This is a genomic window from Mycolicibacterium grossiae (assembly GCF_008329645.1).
GTDB lineage: Bacteria > Actinomycetota > Actinomycetes > Mycobacteriales > Mycobacteriaceae > Mycobacterium > Mycobacterium grossiae.
The window spans coordinates 2,879,769-2,905,777 of the sequence record NZ_CP043474.1 but is presented as its reverse complement, the minus strand read 5'-3'; the positions used below and the strand labels follow the sequence as shown (position 1 = coordinate 2,905,777).

General features: G+C 68.0%; 34 protein-coding genes. 17 read left to right on the top strand and 17 right to left on the bottom strand.

The window, feature by feature from the left end; all coding sequences use genetic code 11:
• Positions 1 to 243 precede the first annotated feature (243 nt).
• Positions 244 to 684, top strand: a complete 441-nt coding sequence (locus FZ046_RS13905) for an ArsR/SmtB family transcription factor (protein ID WP_070352284.1) — start codon at positions 244 to 246, stop codon at positions 682 to 684.
• Complete coding sequence (locus FZ046_RS13900; protein ID WP_070352285.1) at positions 681 to 1,727, top strand: cation diffusion facilitator family transporter; 1,047 nt, start codon at positions 681 to 683, stop codon at positions 1,725 to 1,727. Before FZ046_RS13905 ends, FZ046_RS13900 begins: the two co-directional genes overlap by 4 nt.
• A 7-nt stretch (positions 1,728 to 1,734) precedes the next feature.
• On the opposite strand, the gene FZ046_RS13895 is transcribed toward FZ046_RS13900, so the two are convergent.
• The gene (locus FZ046_RS13895; RefSeq protein WP_070352286.1) at positions 1,735 to 2,091 is read right to left on the bottom strand and encodes a P-type ATPase actuator domain-containing protein; all 357 of its coding nucleotides are present in this window, start codon (positions 2,089 to 2,091) and stop codon (positions 1,735 to 1,737) included.
• A 586-nt stretch (positions 2,092 to 2,677) separates the two neighbouring features.
• Positions 2,678 to 2,881 carry a hypothetical protein gene (locus tag FZ046_RS13885; protein WP_070352287.1) on the bottom strand — a complete coding sequence of 68 codons (204 nt, stop codon included), beginning with the start codon at positions 2,879 to 2,881 and terminating at the stop codon, positions 2,678 to 2,680.
• Positions 2,882 to 3,003: 122 nt separating this feature from the next.
• On the opposite strand from FZ046_RS13885, the gene FZ046_RS13880 reads away from it, so the two are divergent.
• From FZ046_RS13880 to FZ046_RS13860, 7 genes are all read left to right on the top strand, one after another.
• Positions 3,004 to 3,360 (top strand): helix-turn-helix domain-containing protein, encoded by a 357-nt coding sequence (locus FZ046_RS13880; protein WP_070352288.1) that lies wholly within the window; start codon positions 3,004 to 3,006, stop codon positions 3,358 to 3,360.
• Positions 3,353 to 3,787 (top strand): ImmA/IrrE family metallo-endopeptidase, encoded by a 435-nt coding sequence (locus FZ046_RS27925; RefSeq protein ID WP_246182769.1) that lies wholly within the window; start codon positions 3,353 to 3,355, stop codon positions 3,785 to 3,787. Before FZ046_RS13880 ends, FZ046_RS27925 begins: the two co-directional genes overlap by 8 nt.
• A gap of 51 nt (positions 3,788 to 3,838) precedes the next feature.
• Complete coding sequence (locus FZ046_RS27920; RefSeq protein ID WP_246182768.1) at positions 3,839 to 4,231, top strand: hypothetical protein; 393 nt, start codon at positions 3,839 to 3,841, stop codon at positions 4,229 to 4,231.
• 66 nt (positions 4,232 to 4,297) lie between these two features.
• Positions 4,298 to 4,753, top strand: coding sequence for a GAF domain-containing protein (locus FZ046_RS13870; protein ID WP_246182767.1), 456 nt, complete (start codon positions 4,298 to 4,300; stop codon positions 4,751 to 4,753).
• A complete protein-coding gene (locus FZ046_RS27915; RefSeq protein WP_246182766.1) occupies positions 4,710 to 4,994 on the top strand; it encodes an ANTAR domain-containing protein in 285 nt (94 codons plus the stop codon). The genes FZ046_RS13870 and FZ046_RS27915 overlap by 44 nt, the downstream gene beginning before the upstream one ends.
• 558 nt (positions 4,995 to 5,552) lie before the next feature.
• Positions 5,553 to 5,735 (top strand): antitoxin VbhA family protein, encoded by a 183-nt coding sequence (locus FZ046_RS13865; protein ID WP_070352316.1) that lies wholly within the window; start codon positions 5,553 to 5,555, stop codon positions 5,733 to 5,735.
• 11 nt (positions 5,736 to 5,746) lie between these two features.
• Positions 5,747 to 6,385 (top strand): Fic/DOC family protein, encoded by a 639-nt coding sequence (locus tag FZ046_RS13860; protein WP_070352289.1) that lies wholly within the window; start codon positions 5,747 to 5,749, stop codon positions 6,383 to 6,385.
• Positions 6,386 to 6,760: 375 nt separating this feature from the next.
• On the opposite strand, the gene FZ046_RS13855 is transcribed toward FZ046_RS13860, so the two are convergent.
• A complete protein-coding gene (locus FZ046_RS13855; RefSeq protein ID WP_070352290.1) occupies positions 6,761 to 6,997 on the bottom strand; it encodes a hypothetical protein in 237 nt (78 codons plus the stop codon).
• 22 nt (positions 6,998 to 7,019) lie between these two features.
• Positions 7,020 to 7,397, bottom strand: coding sequence for an Imm61 family immunity protein (locus tag FZ046_RS27910; protein WP_070352291.1), 378 nt, complete (start codon positions 7,395 to 7,397; stop codon positions 7,020 to 7,022).
• On the opposite strand from FZ046_RS27910, the gene FZ046_RS27905 reads away from it, so the two are divergent.
• Positions 7,381 to 7,725 carry a hypothetical protein gene (locus tag FZ046_RS27905; RefSeq protein ID WP_070352292.1) on the top strand — a complete coding sequence of 115 codons (345 nt, stop codon included), beginning with the start codon at positions 7,381 to 7,383 and terminating at the stop codon, positions 7,723 to 7,725. The two genes, FZ046_RS27910 and FZ046_RS27905, sit on opposite strands and share 17 nt — an antisense overlap.
• Here FZ046_RS27905 and FZ046_RS13845 read toward each other — a convergent pair.
• Both FZ046_RS13845 and FZ046_RS13840 read right to left on the bottom strand, forming a co-directional pair.
• A complete protein-coding gene (locus FZ046_RS13845) occupies positions 7,718 to 8,050 on the bottom strand; it encodes a hypothetical protein (RefSeq protein WP_246182765.1) in 333 nt (110 codons plus the stop codon). The two genes, FZ046_RS27905 and FZ046_RS13845, sit on opposite strands and share 8 nt — an antisense overlap.
• Before the next feature lie 245 nt (positions 8,051 to 8,295).
• The gene (locus FZ046_RS13840; RefSeq protein ID WP_246182764.1) at positions 8,296 to 8,808 is read right to left on the bottom strand and encodes a sensor domain-containing protein; all 513 of its coding nucleotides are present in this window, start codon (positions 8,806 to 8,808) and stop codon (positions 8,296 to 8,298) included.
• A gap of 627 nt (positions 8,809 to 9,435) precedes the next feature.
• Here FZ046_RS13840 and FZ046_RS13835 point away from each other — a divergent pair.
• Positions 9,436 to 9,981 (top strand): hypothetical protein, encoded by a 546-nt coding sequence (locus FZ046_RS13835; protein WP_070352317.1) that lies wholly within the window; start codon positions 9,436 to 9,438, stop codon positions 9,979 to 9,981.
• Positions 9,982 to 10,103: 122 nt separating this feature from the next.
• Positions 10,104 to 10,403: a hypothetical protein gene (locus tag FZ046_RS13830; RefSeq protein ID WP_070352295.1), complete on the top strand. Its 300-nt coding sequence runs from the start codon at positions 10,104 to 10,106 to the stop codon at positions 10,401 to 10,403.
• Here the strand turns inward: FZ046_RS13830 and FZ046_RS13825 are convergent.
• Entirely contained in the window at positions 10,384 to 10,641 is a 258-nt protein-coding gene (locus FZ046_RS13825) for a helix-turn-helix domain-containing protein (protein ID WP_070352296.1), read from the bottom strand. The two genes, FZ046_RS13830 and FZ046_RS13825, sit on opposite strands and share 20 nt — an antisense overlap.
• Before the next feature lie 61 nt (positions 10,642 to 10,702).
• Positions 10,703 to 11,686 (bottom strand): hypothetical protein, encoded by a 984-nt coding sequence (locus tag FZ046_RS13820; protein WP_246182763.1) that lies wholly within the window; start codon positions 11,684 to 11,686, stop codon positions 10,703 to 10,705.
• Here FZ046_RS13820 and FZ046_RS27900 point away from each other — a divergent pair.
• Positions 11,663 to 11,944 (top strand): hypothetical protein, encoded by a 282-nt coding sequence (locus FZ046_RS27900; RefSeq protein WP_246182762.1) that lies wholly within the window; start codon positions 11,663 to 11,665, stop codon positions 11,942 to 11,944. The two genes, FZ046_RS13820 and FZ046_RS27900, sit on opposite strands and share 24 nt — an antisense overlap.
• Before the next feature lie 77 nt (positions 11,945 to 12,021).
• Here FZ046_RS27900 and FZ046_RS13815 read toward each other — a convergent pair whose 3' ends face one another.
• Positions 12,022 to 13,212 carry an MFS transporter gene (locus FZ046_RS13815; RefSeq protein WP_014805440.1) on the bottom strand — a complete coding sequence of 397 codons (1,191 nt, stop codon included), beginning with the start codon at positions 13,210 to 13,212 and terminating at the stop codon, positions 12,022 to 12,024.
• Between the two features lie 291 nt (positions 13,213 to 13,503).
• On the opposite strand from FZ046_RS13815, the gene FZ046_RS13810 reads away from it, so the two are divergent.
• On the top strand, positions 13,504 to 13,911 hold the full coding sequence (locus FZ046_RS13810) for a heavy metal-responsive transcriptional regulator (protein ID WP_014805442.1): 408 nt from the start codon (positions 13,504 to 13,506) through the stop codon (positions 13,909 to 13,911).
• Positions 13,912 to 14,335: 424 nt separating this feature from the next.
• On the opposite strand, the gene FZ046_RS13805 is transcribed toward FZ046_RS13810, so the two are convergent.
• From FZ046_RS13805 to FZ046_RS13790, 4 genes are read right to left on the bottom strand one after another with little or no spacing between them, the layout of a single operon-like run.
• On the bottom strand, positions 14,336 to 15,262 hold the full coding sequence (locus tag FZ046_RS13805; RefSeq protein WP_014805443.1) for a cytochrome c biogenesis CcdA family protein: 927 nt from the start codon (positions 15,260 to 15,262) through the stop codon (positions 14,336 to 14,338).
• A complete protein-coding gene (locus tag FZ046_RS13800) occupies positions 15,259 to 15,849 on the bottom strand; it encodes a TlpA family protein disulfide reductase (RefSeq protein WP_014805444.1) in 591 nt (196 codons plus the stop codon). The genes FZ046_RS13805 and FZ046_RS13800 overlap by 4 nt, the downstream gene beginning before the upstream one ends.
• Positions 15,850 to 15,852: 3 nt before the next feature.
• Positions 15,853 to 16,170, bottom strand: a complete 318-nt coding sequence (locus FZ046_RS13795) for a mercuric ion transporter MerT (protein WP_014805445.1) — start codon at positions 16,168 to 16,170, stop codon at positions 15,853 to 15,855.
• A 21-nt stretch (positions 16,171 to 16,191) separates the two neighbouring features.
• Positions 16,192 to 16,500 carry an ArsR/SmtB family transcription factor gene (locus FZ046_RS13790; RefSeq protein ID WP_079633045.1) on the bottom strand — a complete coding sequence of 103 codons (309 nt, stop codon included), beginning with the start codon at positions 16,498 to 16,500 and terminating at the stop codon, positions 16,192 to 16,194.
• Between the two features lie 165 nt (positions 16,501 to 16,665).
• Here FZ046_RS13790 and merA point away from each other — a divergent pair, with 165 nt between their 5' ends.
• The 3 genes from merA to FZ046_RS13775 are packed head-to-tail and all read left to right on the top strand — an operon-like array spanning position 16,666 to position 20,125.
• Entirely contained in the window at positions 16,666 to 18,051 is a 1,386-nt protein-coding gene (gene merA / locus FZ046_RS13785; RefSeq protein WP_014805447.1) for a mercury(II) reductase, read from the top strand.
• A gap of 27 nt (positions 18,052 to 18,078) precedes the next feature.
• The gene (merB, locus tag FZ046_RS13780) at positions 18,079 to 18,720 is read left to right on the top strand and encodes an organomercurial lyase MerB (protein WP_014805448.1); all 642 of its coding nucleotides are present in this window, start codon (positions 18,079 to 18,081) and stop codon (positions 18,718 to 18,720) included.
• Between the two features lie 49 nt (positions 18,721 to 18,769).
• On the top strand, positions 18,770 to 20,125 hold the full coding sequence (locus FZ046_RS13775) for a dihydrolipoyl dehydrogenase family protein (RefSeq protein ID WP_014805449.1): 1,356 nt from the start codon (positions 18,770 to 18,772) through the stop codon (positions 20,123 to 20,125).
• Between the two features lie 45 nt (positions 20,126 to 20,170).
• Here the strand turns inward: FZ046_RS13775 and FZ046_RS13770 are convergent, their stop codons facing one another.
• From FZ046_RS13770 to FZ046_RS13755, 4 genes are read right to left on the bottom strand one after another with little or no spacing between them, the layout of a single operon-like run.
• Positions 20,171 to 20,593: a hypothetical protein gene (locus FZ046_RS13770; protein WP_014805450.1), complete on the bottom strand. Its 423-nt coding sequence runs from the start codon at positions 20,591 to 20,593 to the stop codon at positions 20,171 to 20,173.
• On the bottom strand, positions 20,590 to 22,704 hold the full coding sequence (locus tag FZ046_RS28170) for a hypothetical protein (protein ID WP_014805451.1): 2,115 nt from the start codon (positions 22,702 to 22,704) through the stop codon (positions 20,590 to 20,592). The genes FZ046_RS13770 and FZ046_RS28170 overlap by 4 nt, the downstream gene beginning before the upstream one ends.
• On the bottom strand, positions 22,701 to 24,539 hold the full coding sequence (locus tag FZ046_RS13760) for a hypothetical protein (RefSeq protein ID WP_041783812.1): 1,839 nt from the start codon (positions 24,537 to 24,539) through the stop codon (positions 22,701 to 22,703). The genes FZ046_RS28170 and FZ046_RS13760 overlap by 4 nt, the downstream gene beginning before the upstream one ends.
• A complete protein-coding gene (locus FZ046_RS13755; RefSeq protein ID WP_014805453.1) occupies positions 24,536 to 25,975 on the bottom strand; it encodes a tyrosine-type recombinase/integrase in 1,440 nt (479 codons plus the stop codon). Before FZ046_RS13755 ends, FZ046_RS13760 begins: the two co-directional genes overlap by 4 nt.
• Positions 25,976 to 26,009 lie beyond the last annotated feature (34 nt).

The following is a 26,009-nucleotide window of genomic DNA, read 5'->3' as shown; positions in this document are numbered from 1 at the left end:
AGATTGATACGTAACCATGGTCAAGACTCGTCACACGGGCAGGTCGACGACGTGGACTACCTCATCGACCTCGACTCGCGAGGTCTCACATTCGTGGCGAACAGGGCCTTGGGCAAGCCGAGGGTCGTACGTGAATCTCGCGGCGATCGCGTCGCTGACGACTGGCGGTGAGAATGGCCCCCACAGGCCTTGCGCTCAACTTGCAACGTTGTCGCTCGACAGGCCAACATCTACTATACGCATATGAATGCAGATAACGGCCCATGCCGTCGTGCGCTGCCACAGGATGAGGTGGACCTGGTGGTGGAGGTGTTCCGAATGCTGGCCGACACCACTCGAGTGCAGGTCCTGTGGGCACTGGTCGACCGGGAGATGTCGGTCAACGACCTCGCCGAGCACGTCGGCAAACCCGCTCCGTCGGTGTCGCAGCATCTGGCGAAGCTGCGGATGGCGCGGTTGGTCCGGACCCGCCGCGAGGGCACGACGATCTACTACAGCCTGGACAACGATCACGTCGGGCAGCTGGTCACCGACGCGGTGTTCAACGCAGAACACGCGGGCCCGGGAGTGCCGGGCCACCACCGCAGCGCCGAGGAACTGAAAACCCTGCACACCGACGACGAAACCGGACCGGTCACAGAACCCGGCTCGACACCGACGCGGCGGTCAGGCCGCCGCGCATGACTCCTGACGGCGAACCGCGCGACCACCCTCCCGGCGACGATCACTTACCCGGCCACGATCACAGCGTCGACCACGGCCATCGTCACAACAGGCGCGGCGGCAGGATCGGGGCCGCGCTGCGGGAGGTGTTCGTCCCGCACAGTCACGATGCATCCGACAGCATCGACGGAGCGCTCGAATCCAGCGCCGCCGCTATCCGGGCGGTGAAGATCAGTCTGCTGGCACTCGGCGCGACGTCGATCGCGCAGGTGGTGATAGTGGTGATCTCCGGATCGGTTGCGCTGCTGGCGGATACGATTCACAATTTCTCCGACGCTTTGACCGCCATTCCGCTGTGGATCGCCTTCGCCCTGGGCGCCAGAGCCGCGACCCGGCGCTACACCTACGGCTTCGGCCGCGCCGAAGACCTCGCCGGACTGTTCGTCATCGCGATGATCGCACTCTCGGCCGTCGTCGCCGGCGTCGAGTCGGTCCGCCGCCTGATCAACCCCGTTCCCATCCAGCACGTCGGCTGGGTCGCCGCCGCAGGTCTGGTCGGGTTCATCGGCAACGAACTGGTCGCGATCTACCGCATCCGCGTCGGTCGCCGCATCGGCTCGGTCGCGCTGGTCGCCGACGGTCTGCACGCCCGTACCGACGGATTCACCTCACTGGCCGTGCTTTTCGGCGCCGGGGGTGTTGCGTTGGGATTCCCGCTGGCCGATCCCGTCATCGGGCTGCTCATCACCGCCGCCATCCTCGCCGTGCTGCGCACCGCGGTCCGCGACGTGTTCCGCCGCCTGATGGACGGCGTTGACCCCACTCTTGTCGACGCCGCTGAAGCCGCGTTGGCCGCAGAACCGGGAGTCACCGCCGTACGCAGCGTCAAGATGCGGTGGCTCGGGCACCGGCTGCACGCCGACGCCGAACTCGACATCGACCCGGCCACAAGCTTGGCTGACGCCCACCGCATCGCCCACGGGGCCGAGCACACCCTCACTCACGCCGTACCCAAGCTGTCCAGCGCACTCGTGCACGCCTACCCCGCCGCCGCCCCGCAGTAGGTCCACGTCACCGAGCGGACGCGGTGAGGCGGGCGATCATGGACGACGTCGCGCGCAATAGCGTCGTCTGCAGATCGGCGCCCAGCATCAAGGGAACCCTGAGCAGTGCGATGGTGGCGATGACCATGCCGACCGAGTAGCGCTGTTCGGCCTCCTCGATGAACAGTTGCGTCAACGCCTTACTCGCACTGGCGTCGGCGACCATCGCGACGGCGATCACGGTGTCCGCCACCGTACGGGTGACCCGCAGTTGTAGGGTTCCGGTGGCGTTGGAGGCGCCGGCGAACACCCCGTCGCGGCCGTCTGGTTCGACGGGCAGGGATTCGCTTGCCTGGTAGACGGCGCTGGCGCCGTGAAGCAGCACGCCAGCAGGGCCGATGCGTTCACCGGGGAGGATGTCAGCGCATCGCCCGCCCCGAGGACTACCCAAAGATTTCATCTGAGGAAAGCGGAGGGGTTATCGATGGATAACGAGTGATATCCATGACGGCGCGGTACCCTCTGGGGTGGTGCGTGACGAGAGTCCGGTCGGCGAGCCGGCTTCCGTCCATGAAGCCCGCCGAACTGACGCGGAGCGTTTGGAGCAGCTGCGCCGGGCTGTCAGCCACCGGTGAGCCCGTCCCCCGGAGCTTACGAAGGCCTTCGGCATCAGTCGCGCCACGGCCTACCGGTATCTCTCACAACTGAGGCCTAGCCGCTCCGGCTGATTATGTCGTCGGAGTCAGATTTTCATCGTCTTGCCGCAGTTGCCGCAGCGGATAAGCCCGTGCCTGGTGACACGGACGTTCACGAAGGTGAATCGGCAGTACGGGCAGGTGATGGTGGGAACGGACACGGCCATGATGGCCTCACTCTCCTTTAATCCTTGAAGGGTCTGCGCGTGGAATAGGCACTCCGAGCGGCGGGGCGGTCCACCGGGGACCGTAGATCCCCGCCGCTCGGAGAAGCGGTCAGCCGCGTTCGGTGACCGTGGTGTTGGGGTGCCGCGCCGCGGTGGAGGCCGTCACGAACTTGCCCGTGATGGCGCTGCGGTGATGGGTTCCATTGCTGCGGTTGGCCCCGCGTTCGGTGACCGCGGTCCTGGGATTGCGCGCGGCGTTGGACGCCTTGACGTAGCGACCGGTCGTCGCACTGCGGTGATGCCCCTTGGCCATTGACGATGTCCTTTCTCGTAAGTGCCAGCCCCCCAGCGGAGCCGAAACACTTTGGTAACTACCTTTCTACTTTAGTGTACCAGACGTTTCCACTATCGTGTAAAGGCGCCTATGATAGTGCTATGACCACCGACAACGCTTCCCTTGGCCCCACCCTGCGCGAGCTGCGCGAGTTCTCGGGGAAGACGTTGAAAGCCGTGGCCGAGCCGTCTGGGATCAGTACCGCCTACCTGCAGAAACTCGAACGCGGCGAGGTTAAGAGTCCATCGCCGAAGGTGCTCTACGGTCTGGCCGAAACGCTGGGCGCGGACTACCTCGAACTGATGCGTCGCGCCGGATACGTCGTGCCAGGCGGCGCGGCGCACGGCAACACGCTGGCCCACGCGCTGAGTTCCGAAGGTCTCACCGCGGAGGAGGCGGAGGCCCTCACCACGTACCTCCAGCTCTTACGACATAAGCAGCGGCAGCGAAATGCTTGAGGGCCTCGATAGCGCCCGGGACATCGAGCAACGCACTCATGCGCTGCTCAAGGCCGCTGATGCCTACGGCCGGTACCCCACGCCGGTGGACGACATCGTGTCGGCGCGCGGTCTATTGGAGGCCGACGAGTTCACCCTCGACGAAGGGGTGCTCGCCGCGATGCCCCAGGCGGTGCGCGATCTCGTTCGCCGCGGCTTCCGGGGCCTGCGCGGCGCGCTGGACCGTCGTGAGCGCACCGTTCACGTCAGCGAGCTGGTCACCCACGAGGCACGCAAGAACTTCGTGAAACTCCACGAAGTCACCCACGACCTGCTGCCCTGGCAGCAGCAGCTCGTTCACACCGACAACGAAGAAACGCTGAGTCCTTCAACCAACCGACTCTTCGAGCAGGAAGCCAATCAGGGCGCCGCTGAATTGATGTTTTAACGTCACGGATTCACCCACGACGCCAGAAGCCTGGAGATCGGCGTCGCCAGCGTGGCCCACCTCGCCCAGCGCTACGGATCGTCTTTTCGGGCAGCATTTCGACGCTACGCCGAAACACATCAGGACGCCGTCCACGTGCTGTGCCTGAGCAGGACGCCCAACAGCGACGGCAGCTACGACCGTCAGGAAACACCTCGCTCCCCGAAGTGGGTGCAGCGCTTCGGAAACACGCGGTACCCGCGACGCTTGCACCCCTCGGCCTACCCCTTTCTGGCGGCGATCGACCACGGGCTCGGTGAGGTGCCCATGGTGGATCTGGCCGGCGTTCGGGTCAACGTCCGAGTGGAGACGATGAACACCGGCTACGCGGAGATCATGATGCTGTGGGTCGAGCCCCAACACCGACGTCTACTACGCCCGATCCGCGTCCGCCTGGCCGACTGATCAGCTGGCGGCCTGGGCGTTCGTTATTCAGGGCGGTGCGGCATCTTGAGACCTAGTGTCATCGTCATGGCCCAGGGGTTGCATAACGAGTTGGCGTCGCTGTTGGGTGACCTCGCGATCCGGATGCAAGGCCGAACGGACACCGATTCGACGTTGCGGGCCATCGTCGAGGGCGCGGTGGCGGCAGTGCCGGGCACACGCTGGGCGGGCATCTCCCTGATACAAAGACGCTCGGTGACACCACGGGTCCCCCGCAATCCACTGATCGACGAACTCGATGAGTTGCAGACCCAGCTCGACGACGGTCCGTGTTTGAGTGCGCTGCGCGAGCAGCGCACCATCCTGATCGACGACATGACCACCGAGGCCCGGTGGCCGCGGTTCACCGCGGCGGCCGTCGAACGCGGCGTGATGAGCCTGATGTCGTTTCAGCTGTTCGTCGAGGGGGAGAGCCTCGGCGCCCTGAACCTCTACGCCCGTGACGCCGGCGTCTTCACCGAGGACTCCGTCTTTCATCGGTGAACTCGTCGCCCAACACGCCTCCGTCGCGCTCGTCGGTTCAAAGGCCGAAGCGCAGTTCGACCGCGCGCTGGCCAGCCGAGACGTCATCGGGCAAGCCGAGGGCATCCTGATGCACCGGGAAAACCTGTCTAGCACGGCGGCTTTCGCGTTGCTTCTCAAAACCTCGCAGAACTCGAACCTGAAACTGGTCGACATCGCACGCTGGCTCGTCGACGAACACAACAACAGGCTCGACACGTGAGCACGTTCACCATCGATTTTCGAAGTCGAGTCCACATCCTGCTCGAACCGGTATGGATCGTGATACGTCAGTCGATTAGCTGACGCAGGACATCACACCCGATAACCATGCAGGCCCTGTCCGGTCGTCGAGCCCCACGCCGTCGATGAGGGCATGAAGGAGTTGTCGACAGCCTCATGAGCAGAGCCGTCTCGCAGCGGTTCGAGCCGTATCAGCTGGTCATCACCGGGGGCAATGCAATCAAGCGAGGCTTCGAACGGTCCAGGCAGCGCCGTGGCGCGCCGGCCGCGGTTAATCCGGCGGCCTGAGCTGTCTCAGCGCTCCGACGGGGACGAGACGCCGGGAGGCTGGCTCGCGTTTCGAGTCGCATCCGTTCGCGCGAGTTGGGTCCGGCCGGACGTTTGCCCCTTTCGCACAACCTCGGGTTGGGTTCCCGACAGTCGTCGACCAATGTCGATGAGTTGACGGCGGGGCCGTCGACAGGTCCCGTACGCGCCTTTCACCTGATGTCAGCCGCGTCGACTATCCTGGATGCACCTACGTGAGGCGGTGTTCCTGATGACCGAGCTGCAGAAGGCCAAGCGCCGCGTCAAAGCCGTGCGTGCCATCCGCCGCAGTTCTGAACTCGAGGGTGCCCGCAGTACCGACGCGACGCGTGCCGACCAGGTAGCCTACGCCCGCGGAACCATCACAGCGGCCGAGCTGCGCGACCGCGTCAGGCGCCGATACAAACTGCAGTAATCGAGCCTGCAGTGCCACACCCCTGGGAGACCGGCGATCTCGAGCGGAACTGGCAGGGTTACTTCATCCCCGGCACGAGCATCCTGCGCAACCGCGTCGGCGCCGTGACATCGGAAGCGCTTCGCGACGCGGAGAACGATCTCGTCGAGGCACGGGTCATTGAGCTTCGTGAGGGCCCCGAGCTCGCGGGTGAGCGCACCTACGATCTGACGTACCTGCAAGCCATCCACCGCCACCTCTTCCAAGACGTGTACGTGTGGGCCGGTGATGTGCGAACCGTTGGCATCGAGAAAGACGGCGAATCGTTCTGTCCGCCGGACAGCGTCGGCCGGCCGATGACTCACGTTGCGGCAGAGATCCACCGACTCGACCGACTCCGAGCCGTTGCTGACGTCGACCTCGCACCAACAGTGGCGTACTTGTACGACTACGTGAACTTCGCCCATCCTTTCCGCGAGGGAAACGGCCGCTCCACCCGCGAATTCTTCGACCTGCTGCTGTCCGAACGAGGCGCTGGACTCGACTGGCGCAAGACCGACCTCACCGAGTTGCACAGCGCATGCCACACGGCGCGAGCCGAATCCGATCTCGAAGGGCTGACGGCGATGTTCGCGACGATCCTCGACGATGACCCCGCATACGAACTTTGATCGAACGAGCTCCGCATACCGCCGAGGGCCATCGCTCGCGAGCTGTTATCGGATACCCGCTCGAACCCTCCAAGGGCTGCCACCACGCTGGATCGGGGCCCGGCCACCCCCGTCCCCCTCTGGCCCGAGAACGGTCACAGTGACGGCGGAGGGCGGCCTGCCCACATTCACCCGGACGACCGCACCCAATCACGCCAACACCGCGACGGGGTGAGCGCACCCAACAGCCCTCCCCCTCCGATAAGCAGGTGATAGCCACTGCTAAACAGCGTCGCCTGCCGGCGCATACGCATTGGTCCAGCGCCGCGTTCGGGTCGGTGGGGCCATGCGTCCGCTGAACGCGCAGCCAGATCGCTCTCGCAGGCGCCCACGGGACTAGACTGACGGCCCGGCCCAAGCGTTGGCGTTCTCGACCGTGGCCCGCAACTCCGCAACGGACAGCGGCTCACGCACTGCCACCTTCACAAGATTCATCCGTGCGCCGCTGTCCAGCAACAGTTTTGCGACCTTCGCGCGCCACAGACCCATCTCGTCGTAGACCTCGGTATCGGCTGACGCTCGCGGAATCAGACTCGAAACAAGCTCGGCCGCCAGCCCAGACTCGTCCGCCACCTGGCGCCCGGTAAACGGCCCGTCAGCATTCCTCGTTCCCACCACCTGACGGTAGATCGTCGCTCGCGCCGTAGTCCACCACCGGGCCAGGGTTCCTCACCGGAGCGCACCTAGGCGCCGCGTAACGGCCCCGGTGCAACAGAGGGACTCCGGCCGGGTTGAGGAACGAGCGTTTCAGGTCGGCGATCGACCACTGAATGAAGTGCGACAGCGGTATTAGCGTCAATAGGCTCAGGGTCGGGTCGGGTGCGGCGGCGACGGGCGCACCTCCCCTGCGCGTGAGGGTTCGGTAGCCGCGTTCGATGTCGCTCACCTGATACCCCGCAGCAACAGCGTCTATCGACCAGTCCATCTCCAGGAAGGGCAGGTCGAGGTCGTCGCGGATGTCGTCGGCGATCAACGGCGATCAACGCGACCAGGTGTTTCTCCTGGACGCCGATTTCGGCGACGAACAGAAGCGGATGCTCCTCGGCATCGTCCTCGGTCTCGGTGAGCGCAAGGCGATCGGTGCCGCGGCGGCGGATGAAGTATCGCGACGGTGCGCCGGCCTCAGAGCGCAGCTGCACGTCGCCGCCGTCAACTGGCTCGGTGATGTAGTGCGCCGAGCGGGCCCAGCCGATGCAGGCGGCACTCACAACTATCGGAGCCTGCGGGCGTGCTGCCTCATCTGCCTCCCCCACGCGACTGAGGTTACGCACCTCACGTCGCGAACCGGGCAGATCAGATAGCGATACCGGGTTGTTCCTGCTCGCGCTCCACGCGCTGCTGGCGCCGAACGGAGGCACCCACCGATGTCGCGAGCATCCGTCCATGCCCGATGATCTGGCGGGCTTCCGCGCGTTCGTCGTCGGTGAAATCCCGGTGACGGCTGACCTGTCGCGCCTTACTCACCGCCAACCGCGCCAGTTCCCGTCGCTGCTGCGGGTCAGGGTCGTCCCGAGCGCCGGCGAGTGTCGACTGCGCCTCGCGCAGCAGGCTACGTCCCGCCAGCACGAGTGCAGCGTCCATGACCCCCCACTGCGCGAGCCCGATCGGCGTCGCTGGTGTTGCCATCGACGGCCACCTCGGCGGCCGAGTCTGCCGCAGAGCGCGCGTACTGGCCCTGGCGATGCGGGTCAATCTCGGACTGTGCTGTGCGCAAGTCGTTTTCGGCGTCCGCGAGGGCACCGGACATGGGTGCGGTCATGGGAACGGACGGTACGGAGCGCGACGCATCCGAGTCCACCACCAGAGCCAACTTCGGACCCGATCAATTTCCGAGCGGGCCAGCGCAGCACGCGTGGCCCGCTCGCGGGCCGTCACTGATTGGTTGCGCGGGCGGCGATCTGTTGCGCGACGGTGGCGGCGGCGGCCATGGCGGACCGGTCATCACCGGAGCAGGTGAGGACGTCGACGACGACCGCCGCGGCGGCGCTCAACGCACGTTGGCACAGCCACGTCGCGTCCTGCTGACTGGTCGAGACGGTCAGCACTGCCCCGTCCTGCGTGCTCTCACCCACGTTCCAGATGACGCCGGTCGGAGTGTAGGTGTAGGTGCCCGTGCAGGCGGCCCAGGTGCCGATCGAGTCGGCGTAGAACGCGGCGGCATCCCGCGGCGCCGGAAACTCGACGACAGCCTGATGCAGAAGGTGGTCGAAGTCCTCGCCGGGCTCGTGCAGGCTCTGCACTCGCACGGCGTCCCAGCCGGACCCCGCGTACACCCCGTCCTGGGCGACGCTTGCCGCCGGCAGGCAGGCGGCAGGCTCTACGTTGCCGCTGTCGCCGACCATGCTGCTCATCGTGGTGTCGACGGTCATACCGGAAGTGTGCATCGCGGCGTCCGCCTCCTCGGTTGTGAGCAGACGACTGCCCAAATCGCTTGCCGTCTAGGCAGGTTCGACGCCCACGGGAGTCCCGCCGATGACCGGAGCGCTGCACCCGGCTAGCGCGAGCAGCGCGGTGACGGCGAGCGCCGGTAGGCGTGCACTGCGCGGGCCGAGGCCATCAATGACGGCTCCGCCGCCGGGCGGTTGGGGGTTGCCGTCACGATCGCGTGCGGCGACACCGCGACGGTGCTGCATGGGCCGAACGATAACGCCGCCAGGCGACATGGCGCCACCACCACGGCCGTTCTTGTTTAAGTCGGGTCGTCGGCTCAGCCGACCCGCTGTCGAGCTCGCGGACTCGGTGCGAACGCGGGTTGGTGGGGCCCTGGTTGCATGCAGGTCTTTCCCGTCGAGTCGCACCGATCCAGCCTCGTCACTCGGGAGATTGCCCCTCGGTACCGCGCGCCGCGGCGGTCAGGGCGGGGGCTCGGAAACGTAACGGCCTTGACGAGGACGGTGGGCGCGCTGCGCACGTCGACACAGGTCAGATGACGAAATCTATTGCGCCACAACGGGAATAACGATAGACTGTTGCCTATAAGCAACACGCAGACACTCCGAAAGGTGCACCTGATGAAAACTCGATCCACCGAAGCGCACGTCACCCCGGCGGCGTTGGTCAGCCACACGATCGTCCGCGTTCAGGGCGTGCAGGACGGCGACATCACCGTGAGTCACGCCTGCTCCCCCAGTGCCCGCTTGCGGATGCAGTGGGGCTGCCTGCTCTTCACGATGCTGTCGGCTCAGGCCACGCAGGGCGTGCTGGAGGGATTCTGCGCCGCACGTGCGGCGATGGCCCTCATCCCCCGCCACATCCCGGCCCCCGCACCGACCACGGCCGAGCCCTTCGCGGTGCCGACCGTGGCCATCGACTGGATGCGCCGCCCCGCCTACGCGGTCGTGCCCCGCCAGGAACTCTCCCGCGACCGAACCCGCCAGATCCGCTGGCTGGACCTGCATCTGGGCCCGGTCACGTTTCAGATCCTCGATCAGGACGGGGCGGTCAGCGCCGTGGACCTGTTGACGAAGGCCCACCGCACCGCGGCCCAGGTCTTCCTCGACGGACCGGACTTCGCCGCCGATCCCCACGACCGGGACTACGCGCCGCCGAAGATGTAGTTATCCACAGACCGGACCGAGCCGGGTCTGTTCATCCACAGCCGTGGAGGACAGGCCCGGCTTTCGTCGTCCGATCCCGCACAATCAGCCCAAGGACACACCCACCGCCGAGGAGGCACACCGTGACCGTTACCTGGTCTCTGACGACGACGATCACCGATCGCGTCGACACCATATTCGACACCGCCGAGGATCACGACGCTGCGGTGACGGCCGTCCTGGCCGTCGCACTCGACGCGATGCACGCGGCGGGGGTCAGGCAGCTGCCGCAGACGCCGCGCTACGAGCTGCGCGCCGATGGCGGGCTGGTGGCCCTCATTCAGACGGGCACCGACGACGCCGGATGCCCCGACCATGCCGAGGCCGCGTCGATGATTCAACGCATCGAGGTGGCGCGCACCTTCAGTGCGTCGCCCCGCTGAGCGGCTGCGTCTCCAACAGGGCCGCCGGCTCGATCCCGAGCCCACGGGCCAGGTGCACCAGTACCACCACGGTCGGGCTCTTGCGGCCAACCTCGATGTGATTGAGGTGGGGCCGACCGATGCCCGCCCGCACGGCCAGCTGTGCTTGCGTGAGGCCGGCGGCCGTGCGGTGTTCGCGGATCGCGGCACCGAGCGCAGCGAGGATGAGCGAGCCGTCGTCGGCGGGTGTCGCCTCCATGTCCGTCCCCTTCCCTCGGAGTTGCCCAAAGGCTACACCGGCGGGATGGACGCGGGTGGACTCAGAACAGCACAGCATCGGTCGTCGCCTCCTGCCACCACGATTCGAACCCGGCCCGCTGCTTGTCGTCCACCACGGCCGGACACACGACGTAGAAGAACTCCAGCGCCGGGAGCTGGTCACCGCGTTCACGCACGACATGGCGAACGACCCCATCGTCGCCGGTCAGCCGCCGACCGCCGCGCCCACGGAGGTCCTGCTCCATCTGTGCGCGGGTGCCACGGGCGACCGCCCGCACCGAACGGGCCGTGATGCCGCGCCCCGCGCCGCCCGCGGCGGGCCTGCGGGTGAGTCGACGGACCTCGTAGACGGCGTGTTCGCACTCGTCGAGCCTGGCCGCGAATCGTGACTGCACCTCGGTCAACCCGGCGGCGGCCACCAGGTCGGCCGCCGAGCCGCCCTCGATGAGGGTCTGGCGTTCGTTGAGGCTGCGCGCGACGTACTCGAGGAATAGTGCCTGGGCGCCCCTGTGTGGTTCGAGACGCCACCGCTCGACGATGCCGGTGCGCCCGGCTTCGGTGCGCATGGAGAAGGGGCAGAAGCCGCACGCTGATTTTGACCAACGACGGGACGTGATCTCGGCGATGTAGTCCAGACAGCGGGCCCGGTCCCAGCCCCAGTCGCGCAGCGGGTACCAGCCGGTGCGGCGGTCGGTGTTGTACTGCGCGTCCTTCGCGGCCCGCGAGTGCTCGTCGCTTTCGAAGCCTACGACGTGGCGATAGCGCCGCCCGGCGGTCACCGCGGCGATGACCGGGTCCAAACAGTTCCCCTTGGCGTGAATGGAGCACGCACGAGTACCGCCGATCTGCGGAACCGTTCCCGCCGAGAGCATTTCGTCGGCCAGGGTGTAGGACGTGCGGTACAGGCGCGTGGGCTCGGTGGTGTCCTGGAGGACCGCGACGCCATCGCCTTTGGCGGTGGTCTTGCGTTGCGATCGGCCGACCTGGATGAAGCGCACTCGATGGCGGCGCAACTCGGGGAGCACGACCTGCTCGACGTCGGTGACGGTCTGGTCGAACTCTCCCCCGGTGTCGGCCGTGATGACGATGAGGTCGGCCAGATCGAAATCACGGCTCGTCGGGTCGACGAGCCAGCGCAGCAGGATGGCGGTGGTTATGTAAACAGTCAAGCTGTCGCAGAAGGAACGGTGTCGCAGGGCGGCGGCGCCTCGGTGGAACCTACCTCGGGATTCTCCAAGGGCGGGCCTGGTGTGAATGGCGATTTTCCAGCCGGCCCCTGGTGATCGCTGCGGAGTCGGAGCTCTGTTCGTCGGACTGATGCCAGTGGCCGAGCGTCGTCGCCGGCGCCGAAGTCCTCGCGTCAGCGCCTCTTCTCTTGGTGGTGGCGATGGTCGGTCAGACCGGCTCGGCCGATCAGAGCGGCAGCGACGAGCAGTGCAGCCCCTGCGGCGTAGACGGCGGTGATCCCTGCCGCATCAGCCAGCCACCCACCCAGCCCGAGGGAGGCCAGGCGGCCGAGTTGCCAGATCAGATCGAAGGCGGCGAAGACCCGGCCGCGTGCGGCGGGTGGGGTTTCGGCCTGCAGCAGCGAGTTGAAGGTGACTGCGCCGGCAGAGGTGCCCCCGCCGTAGCCGGCCAGGCTGCCCAACGCCACCACCGGGACGCGGACACTCGCAAGGACGGCATCTACGGCGGCGCGCAACAGATAGGGTCCGAAAATGAACGCGGGTTTGCGAGGATCGGTGATCAGCCGGGTCAGCAGTAACGGGCCTGCTGCGGCGCCCACGCCGATGCAGGCCAGCGCGATTCCGTATCCGGCGGGGCCCCTGCCCAGGCGCTCGCGGATCAACACAACCAGCAGGGCACTGGTCGCTCCGGCCGACAACGCCGCCAGGGCCTGACCAGCGGCCAAGGCTCGCAGCACCCGGTGCCCGGCCAGCACCCTGATGCCGTCTCGGGCCTGATGCCACCAGGCGGCACGGGCCGCATCGGCTGCCGGGCGCAGCAGGTGCAGGCGGGACAGCAGCAGCGCCGAGACGGCGAAGCTCGCTGCGTTCACCCAGAACGCCAGGCCATAGCCGACGGTCGCGACCACGGCACCCGCAGCCGGGGCGAGCACGATCTGGGAGAGCACCGCGGCGGTCCAGATCCCCGAGTTCCCGGCGATCAACTCCTCCTCGTTCACCAGCGCGGGCAGCGCGGCACTGGCGGCCGGATTGAACAACGCCGACGCTGCGGACATGGCGAACGCCACCGCGTAGATGCCCGGCACCGAGCCGGCGACCAGCGGTAGCCCCGCAGCCACCAGCACGCGCGCCAAGTCGGCAACCACCATGACCCGCACCGGCGAGAACCAGTCGACTGCCACCCCAGCGAACGGTGCCAGCAGCAGCACCGGGACGATCTCCGCGACGATCACCCCGGCCACACCGAGCCCGGAGCCGGTGCGGTCCCACACCAGCAGGCCCAACGCCACGGTGGCGAACGCGTCACCCCAGGCAGAAGCGGTGCGCGCCGCCCACAACCGGCGGTAACCAGGATGGGAGAACACCTGGCGCAGCCCGGTGCCCGCACGTCCTGGCTGGCCGCGGCTCAGCGGACTTTCTCCATGGTGTGCCCGCAGCAACAGGTGGGGTTGCGGTCGCGACCGTGGCCTGGGACGGCGCCCTTGGTGACGGTCATCTCACATCCGCGCTCCGGGTCCGGGCGCCGGTACACCTCGCACTCGACTATTGCCATGACCTGCGCCTCCCTTCGGTTTCCGGTCCTACACTGGAGACGCTAAAACCTTCACCCCAGGTGAAGGTCAAGGCGAGCGGCCGGGACGCGAAGGAGGCAGACGATGGCCCAGGCGATGACCGTCGGGCGGGCCGCCCAGGCGGCCGGGCTCACCCGTAAGGCCGTGCGCTTGTATGAGGAGCGCGGCCTGCTGCCGCCCGCCCAGCGCACTGCGGCCGGGTACCGCCTTTACAACCAGGACGACGTCGACACCCTCACCTTCATCCGCCGCGCCCGCGCCCTGGACCTCCCCCTGGACGACATCGGCACCATCCTCACCCTCCGCCGCGCCGGTCCCACCCCGTGCGGAGCCGTACGGGATCTACTCGACGCCCGGATCGCGGAGATCGACAACACCATTACCGAATTGCTGGCGCTGCGTGCGAGCCTCACCGCCAGTCGGGACACCGCCGTGGCAGCCGATACCGAGTCGGAACCGAACAGATCGATCTGCCCGATCATCGAACGGTGAAGTAGCCGCTCAAGGACCCTCATGTCTCACTGAACTCTTGATGGCCGCGTTGCGAACTGGCGGTAGCCGAGCCTTTGCGGAATGGCCACTCGTTGCGGCAAATGTCCAGTCAGACTGGGCCGACCGATCATCGGACGGCTGAGCGGCGTTCGATAAAAGACTGTGTTGTGCCAGACGCCGCCCCGCTGGGCGATGCGTTCGCGGATGCCGACGGTTCAGCAACCGGCGGCGTGGTGCGGGGCGATGCTTGCGCAATTCTCCGTGAAGATGGAGGCATGCAGAGTCCGCAGCCCTGCGTCGTCGACTGTGGTGGTTTGCTTCTACAGCAAGGCTTTGCCGCCTGCCGGACTCCCATGGGGACAATCCGGCCGCCTCGGGCTCGCATCGTAGAGGCCCGCGTGCCAGTTGGATCCCGGCAGGCAGGTCACCTGCTGCCGGGTCCTCCTACCTGGTCCGCATTTTCTTCGGGCTGTGGCCTGGGTGCGCAGCAGTCGTCGGCGGTGTCGGTGGTGGTGTGGCGGCGTTCGCGGCGGGTGAGGGTGGCGATCGCGGTGACGAGGATGAGGCCGAGTGCGGTGATGGCGATCGCAAGTTGGTGTCCGGTGATCCAGGCTGACACGGTGCCGACGACGCCGGTGAGTGCGCCGATGCCGGGGTGCCCGCCGAGTAGTTGTGGCAGCCAGTAAAGGAGTAGGTAGCCGCCGGAAAGGGCAAGCACGGCGCCGGTGATGCGGTTCATGTGGGGCAGCAGCCGTCGGAGGAACCGGTTGATCAGGCCGCTGGCGAATGCGGCGAATAGCGCGAGGGACAGCAGCAGGGTGGCGGAGCCGGCGGCGTAGGCGGCGAATACGACCAGGACGCCGGAGATGTTGGTGCTGGCCAGGGCTTGGGTGACGACCGCGAGCAGCACCGCGAGCGTGCAGGAGGCGGAGGCCAGTGCGTACCCGGCGCCGAAGGCCACCATGCCTCTGGGCCCCTGCCGCGGGGTGCCGGAACGGCGGGTGGGTAGCCGCAGCGGCAGGTGTCCGCCGGCGACCATGGCCAGGCCGCCCACGGCCAGGATCGCGCCGAGCGCGGCGGCCAGCCACGGGATGACACCGGTCAGGGAACGCAAGCCGAGGGCCAGTAGTAGTCCGATGGCGGTGAAGGTGCCGGCGAACCCGGCGGTCAGCGCGAGCCCGGCGCGCAGGCCACCGGCCAGCCGGGACAAAGCGCCGGGCCGCGCGTCCGCCTGGCCGTCGCCGGTGTCGACGGCGTAGGCGAGGAAGGCGGGCAGTACGGCGAAGCCGCAGGGGTTGACCGGGGCGAGCATCCCGGCGCCGAAGGCGAGCGCCAACAGCGGGCCGATCACGCGCTCACCTTGGCCAGTTCGGCACGGATCTGATCGGCGGTGGGCTCGACAGCGCGGAACACCGGTTTGCCGGAGGCGTCCAGCACGACGGCGGTGGACAGCTGAGTGACCTGGTAGGCGCTGATCAGGGTGGCGTTGCTGTCGCTGGCGTAGGCAAGGCTGGTGGCCTGGTTGGCGGTGAGGAAGTCTGTGATGTCCTGCTCGGTTTCGCCGGGGCCGATGTCGACGGCGACGAAGTTCGCCTTCGTGCCGACCGCCTGCTGGACCTGGGCGAGGGTGTGGGTGGCCGGACCGCAACCGCCGCACCCGACGGAGAAGAAGAACAGCACGCTGGGCCGCGAGCCGGGCACCGCGACCTGCACGCCCTGCAGGGTTCGGGCGGTGAACGCTCCCGCAGCGGCAGTGGTCCCGGCCTTTGCGCTGCCGTCGGCAGCGGGTGGGGACGCGGTCTGCTTGCTCGACGGGGAAAACGCCGAATACAGCACGACGGAGATCCCGACGACGGCGATAACGGTCAGCGCGATCGTGACGAGTCGTCGACGAGAGCGCGGCGCGGCAGGTCCGGTCGGGGCGGGTGCGTCAGGCATGGGTCAGGACTCCTGGTTGGGGTGGGAGGACTCGTGTGGCCGATCGGGCTGGTCGCGGGCGGGTGGCACGGGCGGGCAGCACGAGTTGTCTCGGGTGGCGCCGTGTCGGGTGACGCGCCGGCGCGCGAACCGCGTCACCGCGGCGAGGACCACCACGACGGCGGTGCCGATGACCCAGGGGTTGCCCAGTACCGAGCCCACCGCGCCAAGGGCTCCGGCGGCGATCAGCACCGGCAGGCCGCAACACACGATGGGGACCAGGAGGAAACCGGCGGCGGCGAGCGCGGTGCGCTTGCTCTCGGAGCCGGGGTTGGTCGACATGGAGGCGGTCTCCTCGGCTGGTCAGGCGTTCGGGGCGGTGATGCGCATGCACGCGGCGAGGGCGGCGGCGTTGTCCGCGGCCAGCGAGCGCGCCAGCAGCACCAGTTCCGCGACGCGGGGGTCGGTGACCCGGTAGTAGGCGAAGCGGCCTTGGCGGCGCAGCTGCACGTAGCCGCAGTCGGACAGGCAGGCCAAGTGACTGGACACCCGGCCCTGGGACAGGCCGATGTGCGTGACGCATTCGCCCACGGCGTGTTCCTCGTGCAGCAGGAACTCCAGCAGCCGCAGCCGGGCGGGGTCGCCGAGGGCGCGGAAGAATTTCGCCATCATCTCCACCCCGTTCGGCTCGGTGGGCAGCAGCGTGCTGCTGCGTTCGGAAGCGTCGGCCACGGTCGCCGTCCTCACATCGAGTGTCTGTCGTATCCGGATGTACGAATCTTAGGTTAGCATCTATGCATCCGGGAAGACGAATATGTCAGTGGGAGGAGATCGCTGGTGCGGTACGACTTGGCGGTGATCGGTTCGGGTGGGGGTGCGTTCGCGGCGGCGATCGCGGCCCGCGGCAAGGGCAAGAGCGTGGTGATGATCGAGCGCGGCACCGTTGGCGGGACGTGCGTCAACGTCGGCTGTGTGCCGTCGAAGGCACTGCTGGCCGCGGCCGAGGCCCGCCATGTGGCGCTGGACCAGCACTTTCCGGGGATTTCCACCAGCGCGGGCCCGGTGGACGCCGCCGCGCTGATCGGTGGCAAGGACACGCTGGTGGCAGGGTTGCGGGCGGAGAAGTACGTCGACCTGGCCGCCGAGTACGGGTGGGAGATCCTGCCCGGCGAGGCCCGGTTCATCGAGGGACCGGCGCTGGAGGTGAACCTGCATGACGGCGGCCACGTCCGGGTCGAGGCCGAGCACTACCTGATCGCCACCGGCTCCACCCCGCGTACCGACGGCCTCGACGGAGCCGACCGGGTGGACTACCTGACCTCGACCACCGCGATGGAGCAGACCGAACTGCCCGAGTCGTTGGTCGTCGTCGGCGGCGGCTACGTCGGGCTGGAGCAGGCGCAACTGTTCGCCCACCTCGGCGTCCGAGTGAGCATCGTGGGCCGATTCGCCCCGCACACCGAACCGGAACTCGCCGGCCTGCTGGCCGGGGTGTTCGCTGACGACGGCATCGCCGTGATCGCCGAGCGCGCCACTGAGGTTGAGGCCGATGGTTCGGGCGTCGTCGTCACCGCCGGTGGGCAGCGGGTGACTGGGCAGCGGCTGCTGCTCGCGACTGGGCGGAACCCGGTCACCGCCGGGCTCAATCTCGACGCGGTGGGCGTGAAGACCGGGCATCGCGGGGAGGTGGTCGTCGACGAGTATCTGCGCACCGACAACCCGCGCGTCTGGGCGGCCGGGGACGTCACCGGGCACCCGCAGTACGTCTACGTCGCCGGGGCCCATGGCAGCGTCGTGGTCGACAACGCCTTCGGCGACGCCGGGCGCACCCTGGACTACCATCACCTGCCCGCGGTCACCTTCACCACGCCCAGTCTCGCCTCCGCCGGGCTGACCGACGTCCAAGCGGTGGAGCAGGGCTACGCCTGTAAGTGCCGGGTGCTGCCGCTGGAGTACGTGCCGCGGGCGCTGGTCAACCGCGACACCCGCGGCGCGATCAAGCTCGTCGCCGAACAAGGCTCCGGGCGGCTGCTCGGCGCGCACGTGCTCGCCGCGGGCGCCGGGGACGTCATCGCCACCGCTGTCTATGCGCTGGCAAACCAGATGACGGTGCACGAGATGGCCGACCTGTGGTGCCCCTATCTGACGATGGCGGAGGGCATCAAACTCGCCGCCCAAACCTTCACCCGCGACGTGTCCAAACTCTCCTGCTGCGCCTCCTGAAACCCTGCTCTCGGAAGGACAATCCCGATGACGAATGACCTGGACACCGTGGTGTCCACTATGGATAGTGTCTTCTCCCGCCAGGACAGCCCGGCCGGATGGCTATGGCAGCCGCTGTTGCGGCAACTGGCCCGCGGCGAACCCCTCACGATTGCCGACCTCGCGGCCGCCACCGGCCGCGCCGGTGACGAGGTTGCGCAGGCGGTGGGCCGACTGCGCGACACCGAATACGACGACGCCGGACGGATCGTCGGCTACGGCATCACGCTGCGCCCGACCCCGCACCGTTTCACCGTCGACGGCCACCAGCTCTACACCTGGTGTGCCCTGGACACCCTCATCTTCCCCGCCACCCTCGGCCAATCCGCCCAGGTTGAATCCCCCTGCCACAGCACCGGTGCCCCGATACGGCTCACCGTCGAGCCCGACCGAGTCAGGGATGTCGAGCCCCAGACCGCGATGGTCTCCATCGTCACGCCTGACGACTTGGTCTCCGTACGGGCTTCCTTCTGCAACCACGTGCACTTCTTCGCCGACGCCGACGCCGCGGCGCCCTGGCTCGCTGAGCACCCCGGCGGATCGGTCCTCCCAGTCGCCGACGCTTATCAACTCGGCCGGCAGCTGGACGCCGCTCAATCCGAGGAGCCCGAGCCCGGCGGGTGCTGCTGACGCCCACCTGCGCCGCCCGAACCGCCATCACCGAGAAGGGACAGCCACTGTGAGTACGGACTTCGATGTAATCGTGATCGGCGCCGGACCGGGCGGCGAGACCGCCGCCTCGCGCCTGCACGCGGGCGGACGGCGGGTCGCGTTGATCGAGCAGGAACTGATCGGCGGGGAGTGCGCCTACTGGGCGTGTATCCCGTCCAAAACCTTGCTGCGCCCACCCGAGGCCCGCGCCGAAGCCGCCCACGCGGCCGGCCTGTCCACTCCGGCGCAGAACTGGGCGGCACTGCGAGACTACCGCGACTACATGATCCGCCACCTCGACGACACAGAGCAGGTCACCGGATACGAGAAGCAGGGCGTCACGGTTATCAAGGCCACCGCAGCCCTGGTGGGCCGGGACCCGTGGCGGGTACGGGCCGGTGGCCGGGAACTCACCGCCGAGCACGTGGTGATCGCCACCGGCTCCGACGCGATCCACCCACCCATCGAGGGCCTGGACGAGGTCAGCGTATGGACCAACCGGGAAGCTACCACCCTGCGCGAGATCCCCGAGCGGATCGTGATGATCGGCGGCAGCGCCGTCGGGATCGAACTCGGCCAATTCCTCGCTCGCATGGGCGCTCGGGTCACCCTGATCCAGCGCGGCGACCGGCTGCTGGACCGGGAAGACCCCCGTGTCGGGGACATCGTCGCCACCCACCTGCGCGCCGACGGCATCGACGTCCGTCTCGGCCGGCAGGCCACCGCCGCGCGCCGCGACGGCGCCGATACGGTGATCGACCTCGACGACGGCACCACCGTGCGCACCGACGTCGTCGTGCTCGGCACCGGACGCCGCCCCCGCACCCACGGGCTCGGCCTGGAGACTGTCGGGGTCACACCGGACCCGCGCGGCGCGCTGGAGGTCGACGAGCACTGCCGCGTCACCGCCGGCCTCTGGGCGCTCGGCGACGTCACCGGGGTCGCGCTGTTCACCCACGTCGCCATGTACCAAGGACGGGTCGTGGCCGACAACATCCTCGGCACACCCCGCCAAACCACCTACAGCGGCATCCCCCGCGTCGTGTTCGCCCAACCCGAGATCGCCGCTGTCGGCCTGACCACCGACCAAGCCCGCCAGCGTGGCCTCGACATCGCCACCACCGAACTCGACCTCGCCGACTCGATCGCGCGACCCTGGACTTACGAAACCGACCCCGACGGCACCCTCGGTCTCATCGCCGACCGCACCCAGCGGACGCTCATCGGGGCCTGGGCCATCGCACCCCAAGCCGGGGAATGGATCCACACCGCCGCCCTCGCCATCCGCGCCCAGATCTCCATCGACACCCTGCTCGACGGCGTCGCCCAATTCCCGACCTACACCGAGGCGTACCTCGCCGCCCTCGAACAGCTCGCCATCTAGAAACCGCCCGGCCGCTCTCGGTGTCACAGCGTCGGTGGACGGGGGTCACCTCCGGGTGTGAAGCGAGATCACGTCGGGATCGTGGTGCGCCAGATGTCGGATCTGGTCCTCCAACTCCGAGTTGCGCAGGGCGAGGACCTGGATCTGGTTGGCGTAGACCCTGATCGTCTCCTCCAGTTCCCGCACGGTGGCGGCGTGGTCGCTGGCGGTCTGTTTGCGTTCCCGCTTGAGGGCGGTGATCTCCTCGCGCAGCGCGACGAGTTCAGGTTGCTGGGCTTCTCGATTCGCTTGTGCCGCAACAACGGCGTCCTTGAACTCCGGAGGCGAGCGGTAGAACGAGTCGCGGCCCACACCGGCTTCCCGGCACAGGTTGGAGACCGTCAGCTCGCCGTCGGTCACAGTCGGCTGACCGGCGAGCAGCCGGGTCAGCGCCTGCTCCAGGCGGACTTGGGTAGCGACGCGGGTCACGCCTGCGCCTCCTCGCTGTCGAGATCACCGATGAGCTGGTCGAGCTCGGTGATGTAGCCGGTGAGCGCGACCTGCTGGAGTTTCGGGACCGGACCGGCTTTCTCGCAGGACGCCTGGAGATCCAGGGCCTGATTGCGGGCGGCGGCCAGCCGGGGCCGGTGCACTGTGGACCGTCGGGCGTTCGGACAGCGCAGGCACATGTTGTGCTGCGGAACGGGCTGCCCGACGACCTTGGCTCGCTTGACACAGACCGCGGTCGCCGCGTTGAAGAAGCAGTCGTTGAGCACGCCGGGATGCAGCGTCTTGGTGAGATGCCGAAGCATCGTCCGCAGCCGCAGCTCGTCGGACACGACGCCGGGCAGATCACCCAGCTCGCGCCGAATGCGCTGGAACTCGGCGTTGATCCGCTCGGCCGCCCCACCGCCGGACTGGGCGCCGGTGTTCCAATCCCGGTAAAGATCCTCCACGTAGTCGAGCATGGCGACCGCCTCCTCGGCGGCGACCTCGGCGGCGAACCCAGAGGCTGAGGTCCCGGCATAGCCCTCGAACATGGTCACCTTGGCGTGGTGGTACTGCCGGGCACCGGCGACCACACCGAAGGGCTGGTGTGCGATATGCCAGGCCAGACTCCGCCGGAACTGCCGGGTGGTGAACACCCACTGCTGTTCCCCGTCGGCGGGGACGAACGGTTCGGCCACCCCGTCGGACGATTGGGTACCGAACAGCTCGTTGACGTGGTCCCGGAAACCACCGAGGCGCTCGGTGAGCTTGTTCGCCAGCCGTGGCTTGCTGGCGGGCCAGAGCCGGTAACCGAACAGATGCGTGGGGTCGTCGTTGATCTGCAGCAGGACGTCGATCGCCTCGTGAACGGCGTCGAGCACGACCCACTCGGCCTCGTCACCGGTGAGCTTGCGGCCCTTGAAGACCCGGCCGCGCAGCTTGTAGCGGGTCCGGCCGTCAACGGCGGTGGTGGTGGTGACAGCGCAGTCCCGCGCCAGCTCCAGGACTTCCATGTCCCGAAGTCCTGACAAGTAAGCCACCAGCACCCAGCAGGCGGTGCGCAGGTGGTGCAGTTCGTCATGCAGGCTGCGGTGATTCAGCCGCCCTCGCCAGGGTCGCCCGGTGTCCGGCCACGTCGAGATCGGCGTGTCCAGACCACCCTCTTCGTAGCCGATCTCGGCGCCGATCTGCTCCATCAGCCGTGTCGGATGCCCCTGGAAGCTGTTGGTTCCGCTCATCAGGGCGACGAGAGCGGCGTTCGGGGCTTGCACGACGCCGTCGACAACCGGCGCGGTCGGGCGCTGGGCCAGGCAGTACAGCGGCAGTGCGGGAACACCTCGCCCCTCCTGACGGCGGCGGTCCAGGAACGCCTCGATCTTGGTGACAGCCTCGCCATGCCGGCACCGGCCGCCTGCTCGGGCCTGCTCCAGGTCGGCGATTTCCCGCTGGGCGGCCAGGAGGTCCCGGCTGGCGGTCTGGACGTAGAACAGGGCGGCGCGCAGCAGTGGAGCCATGATCGGCTCGGGGATGCGCGGGGTGCTGTTCTCCTCGTCCGGTCGCCGCCCGGCGACCTGGGTGGCCGGGCGGCCCTTCCAGGGCACGACGGTGAGGCGGTCCGCGGTCAGGTACGGGCTGTGCGCCTCCAGGTGCTGGATGACGCCGATCCGGACAGCCAGCGTGTTTGGCACACAGGTCTCACGCCAGACGCGTGCGGTCGCGTCCAGGTGGGATTGGCGGGCCTGCGCCAAGCGCGTCACGCCCTGCTTGCCGAGCTCGGTAAACAGTTGACGCACGATGATGAAGTCCTTGTAGGTGTTGGTGATTTTCATCGGTCGGGCGGTCCGCGATCCGTAGGACAGCGGGACCACGCGGTGGATGCGGGAGTAGATGAACTCCTTGGCCGTGAGCATCGCGATCTCGTCGGGCAGCTCGGTGAAGTCCAGCCGGAGGTAGCCGTTGCTGCGGGGCGCGAACGGTCGGAAATCCCAGATGTCGTCGCTGAACCGGGGGCCGCGGCCAGTTGTCTCGGTGGTCAAGGACTCGGGCAGCACCCAGGGATCGGCCGATGGCTCCGGCGCGGCGGACGGGCGCGGTGCGGGGGCGCGGGTCACGCGACGGCCTCCCAGAACTCGGGCGGCAGCAGCAACCGTGCCCCACCGCTTTCGGCGATCGTCTGGGCGGTGGTGATCTGCTCGTCTCGGAACTTGGCCCGGATGCCGCGCACGATCCGGTCCCACGCCAGGCCGTAGCGCACGTTCCACTCGCTGACGGGGTACTCCTCCCGCTGGCGCTCGATGAAGTCCAGGAAGGTCAGAACCTGCGGCAGGTGCCGGGTGGTGAACACCGCGTTCGGGCACTCCAGGCAGCCCCACAACGACACCGGGCACGGCTTGCCCTTCGCCCCGAAAGGCGAGTCGTAGAAGTCGCGGCAGGAGGCCAGGAACACGTCGCTCTCGCGCGACAGCAGCGCCTGCACCTGCTCGGGTGGCAGGTCCCCTTCTCCGGCATCGAGGCGGGTGCCGTCCTCGTCGAGTACCACCGGCGGCGGCAGCGCGACGTCCAGCGCTTCGCGCAGGCCGTTCTCCACGGCTTGGTCGTGCAGCTCGTCGTGGGCGGGGATGTTTGCGTAGTGGTTTGCGGCGACGTCGGCGGTGTGGCCCTGGGTGAAGTCGGCGAGCACGCCGGTGGCTTTGAGGTATTGCTGGGACTTGTAGGTCTTGCGCAGCCGCCGCAGATCCAGCCGCACCGGCGTTCCGTCAGCGTCGGTCATCTGGTCGATGCCGTGTCGTTTCTGCCAGTTGTCCACGTGACCCCAAGGACCCTGCCCGCCGAGCGGGAAGGAGTCCCGCAGGCCCTTGTCTCCGTAGTCGACCCACAAATCGGTGCTGCCACTAAACTCGCGGGCTCGCGCGGTGAGCCGCAGCGCCAGTCGGATCAGACCGCCGGGATGGTGCAGGGCACCGCCATCGCTGACCCGCATGGACTTAGAGATCCGGCGACCGTGCGCGCGCCGCTTGACATAGTTGACACTCACGAACCCGCGGGCCGGGTTGGTCAAGCAGTCGGCCTGCAACCGCTTGGCGCACTCCGGCTCAAGCCCGGTCATGCAGATCAGCAGGATCAGGAACACGACGTTGTCCTCCCGAGTGAGGATGAGCGCCGCGTTGAGCGGGCGCCCGTTGCCCAGCCTCTTGCCGACCAGGGGCCGCAGGAACTGCATCGTGACAGGCCCGTGACGGGCGATGTGCCACAGCACGTTCTCGATCACATCCCAACCGCCGACGTTCGGGTCCTGGCCCGTCGCGGCTCGGGCTTCGCCATCCTGTATTCGGCGCGCGATCGCGCGGACATCCGCCAGCGCGGCGTTCCTGATCGCCTCGAACACGTTCTGCGGGTAGGCATCCAAGGGTCTCGTCTGACGGGCACGGGTTTCCCGTCCGAGGAACCTCAGCCGGATAGCCAGGTCGGGATCGAACGTCGTGGGGCTGGCGTCGAACGCCACGCGGAGCAGCCGGACCACCACACCGATGCTGATGCGCGGCTGGTCACTGTCCGGTCCGTACTCGGCGATCAGCGCCTGCTCGAACGCGTCGATGTGCTCGGCCTCCAGGTCACTGAACTCGACCTCGGTGGCGTTCTGCGGTTCGGCTCCAGTGATGAACCGCACGAACTTCCGCACCGAGAACAGGTTCACCTTGAACGCCTGGTAACTCGATTCGGGTCCGTCGGCGGCCACCGTGCGCAGCGTCGCGGCAAGCTGGCGGGTCAACCGCGGGCATGGCCACGCGGACATGTCGAACGTGCGGTCGGCGCCATCCAGGTGCAGCCGGAGCACCAGCGGACCGATGTCCGGGACAGGAGCGGGTTGCGCGGGCATCTGCTCCTCGGTCGGGAAAGCCGCCCAGCGGCCACGGCGACCGGAGCCGGCACCCTCGGTGCGGTTCACGCGGCAGCACCATCCTCAAGCCGGACCCTGCTCAGCGCTTCGGCTTGTTCATCCCATTCGCGCAGCGCGGACAGCACGATCTCCTGCGCCTCGTCCAGGACGTCGAGGTAGACGAAGACCGTCTCGCGCTGGCGATGGCCGAGCAGTAGCTGCAACTTGCGCAGCGGGTCGCCGACCAGCAGCCGTTTCACCTGCTGGCTCATCAGGGTCTCGCCGGGCTCCATGCGCAACGCGCGGACGGTCTGGCGCAGCAGCAGCCCGAGCATGTGCACGGCGAATGTGTGACGCAGGGCGTGCGGATGGACCACCAGGTCCAGGCCGAACCGGGCGCACCGTTCGTTGGCTCGCCGAAACACCGCCTGCCACGTCGACCGCGACAGCGGCAAGCCGTCCTCACCGAGCCACAGCCACAACGGACCACCCGGACCGTCGTCGCCGACCCGGCACAGTCGCTGCCGTTCCTCGATCGTCACCCGCGAGTACGGCCGCGAGCGGCCATCCTCGACGAGCGTCAGCGCAGTCTTGCCGGCGGAGCGAACTCCCATCCAGGCGTCCGTACACCCGTAAGCCCCGGCCGCCCGGCGGCGCTCGACCAGTTCGTCGCGTTCGATGTCGACGTAGTGGTGCAGGTCGCGCAGCACGCGGCGCGACACGAAAACCGTCCTCGGCCGGCTGCGCTTGGTGATCGTCGCGGGCAGGTTCAGGTCTCCGGTCAGCCGCCGCTGCGCCAGCGGCGGTACCTCGGTGACCAGGAGGCTCGACGCCTCTCTCAGCCGCATCCCGGTGCAGACCAACAGGTCGGCGAACACCGCGTTGCGCTCGCCGTGCCGACCGCGCCAACTCGGGTCCGGCGAGCCGTCGGGTAGTTGGCCACGCAACCCGACGTCCCGCCACACCAGGTAGTCCTCGTAGGCCAGGAACCGCACCGGCCCGGCGCTGTCCTCGACCTCGCGCTCGGCATTGAACAGCACCCGTACCAGCCCGCGGGGCGTCAACACCGTCTTCTCCACCATGCGGAACGGCTGGGCCTCGATCAGCTCCTCGTGTATCGCCCACTTGACCCACTTGTCTAGCGCCGCGATGAACCTGTTCCAGGTCGACGCGGACACCGTGAAGCCCTTGGTCCGCCGCCGCGCCCGCTTGTAGGCGCGCAGATCGTCCTGGCCGGCGTCCCAGATGGACCGTCCACCACGGTGCTCGTGGAGGAAGCGGCCGAACAACATCAGATCACGCGCGTACGCCTCTCTCGTGTGTTCCGAGCGCACACCCCACCCGTCCAACTCGCGCACGAACCGGTTCAACTCCAGGTCGTACGAGCCGTCGGGGCCGAGTAGGAACGGCAGCCCGTCGCCTACACCGGCACGACGCAGCACCTGGGCTTCGTCACCGCCGAGCCCAGGTGCGCCGAGCGCTCTCACCGGTGACGTCTTGTACATGAGCAAGGTTGAGATCCTCCGGGATCTGAACACG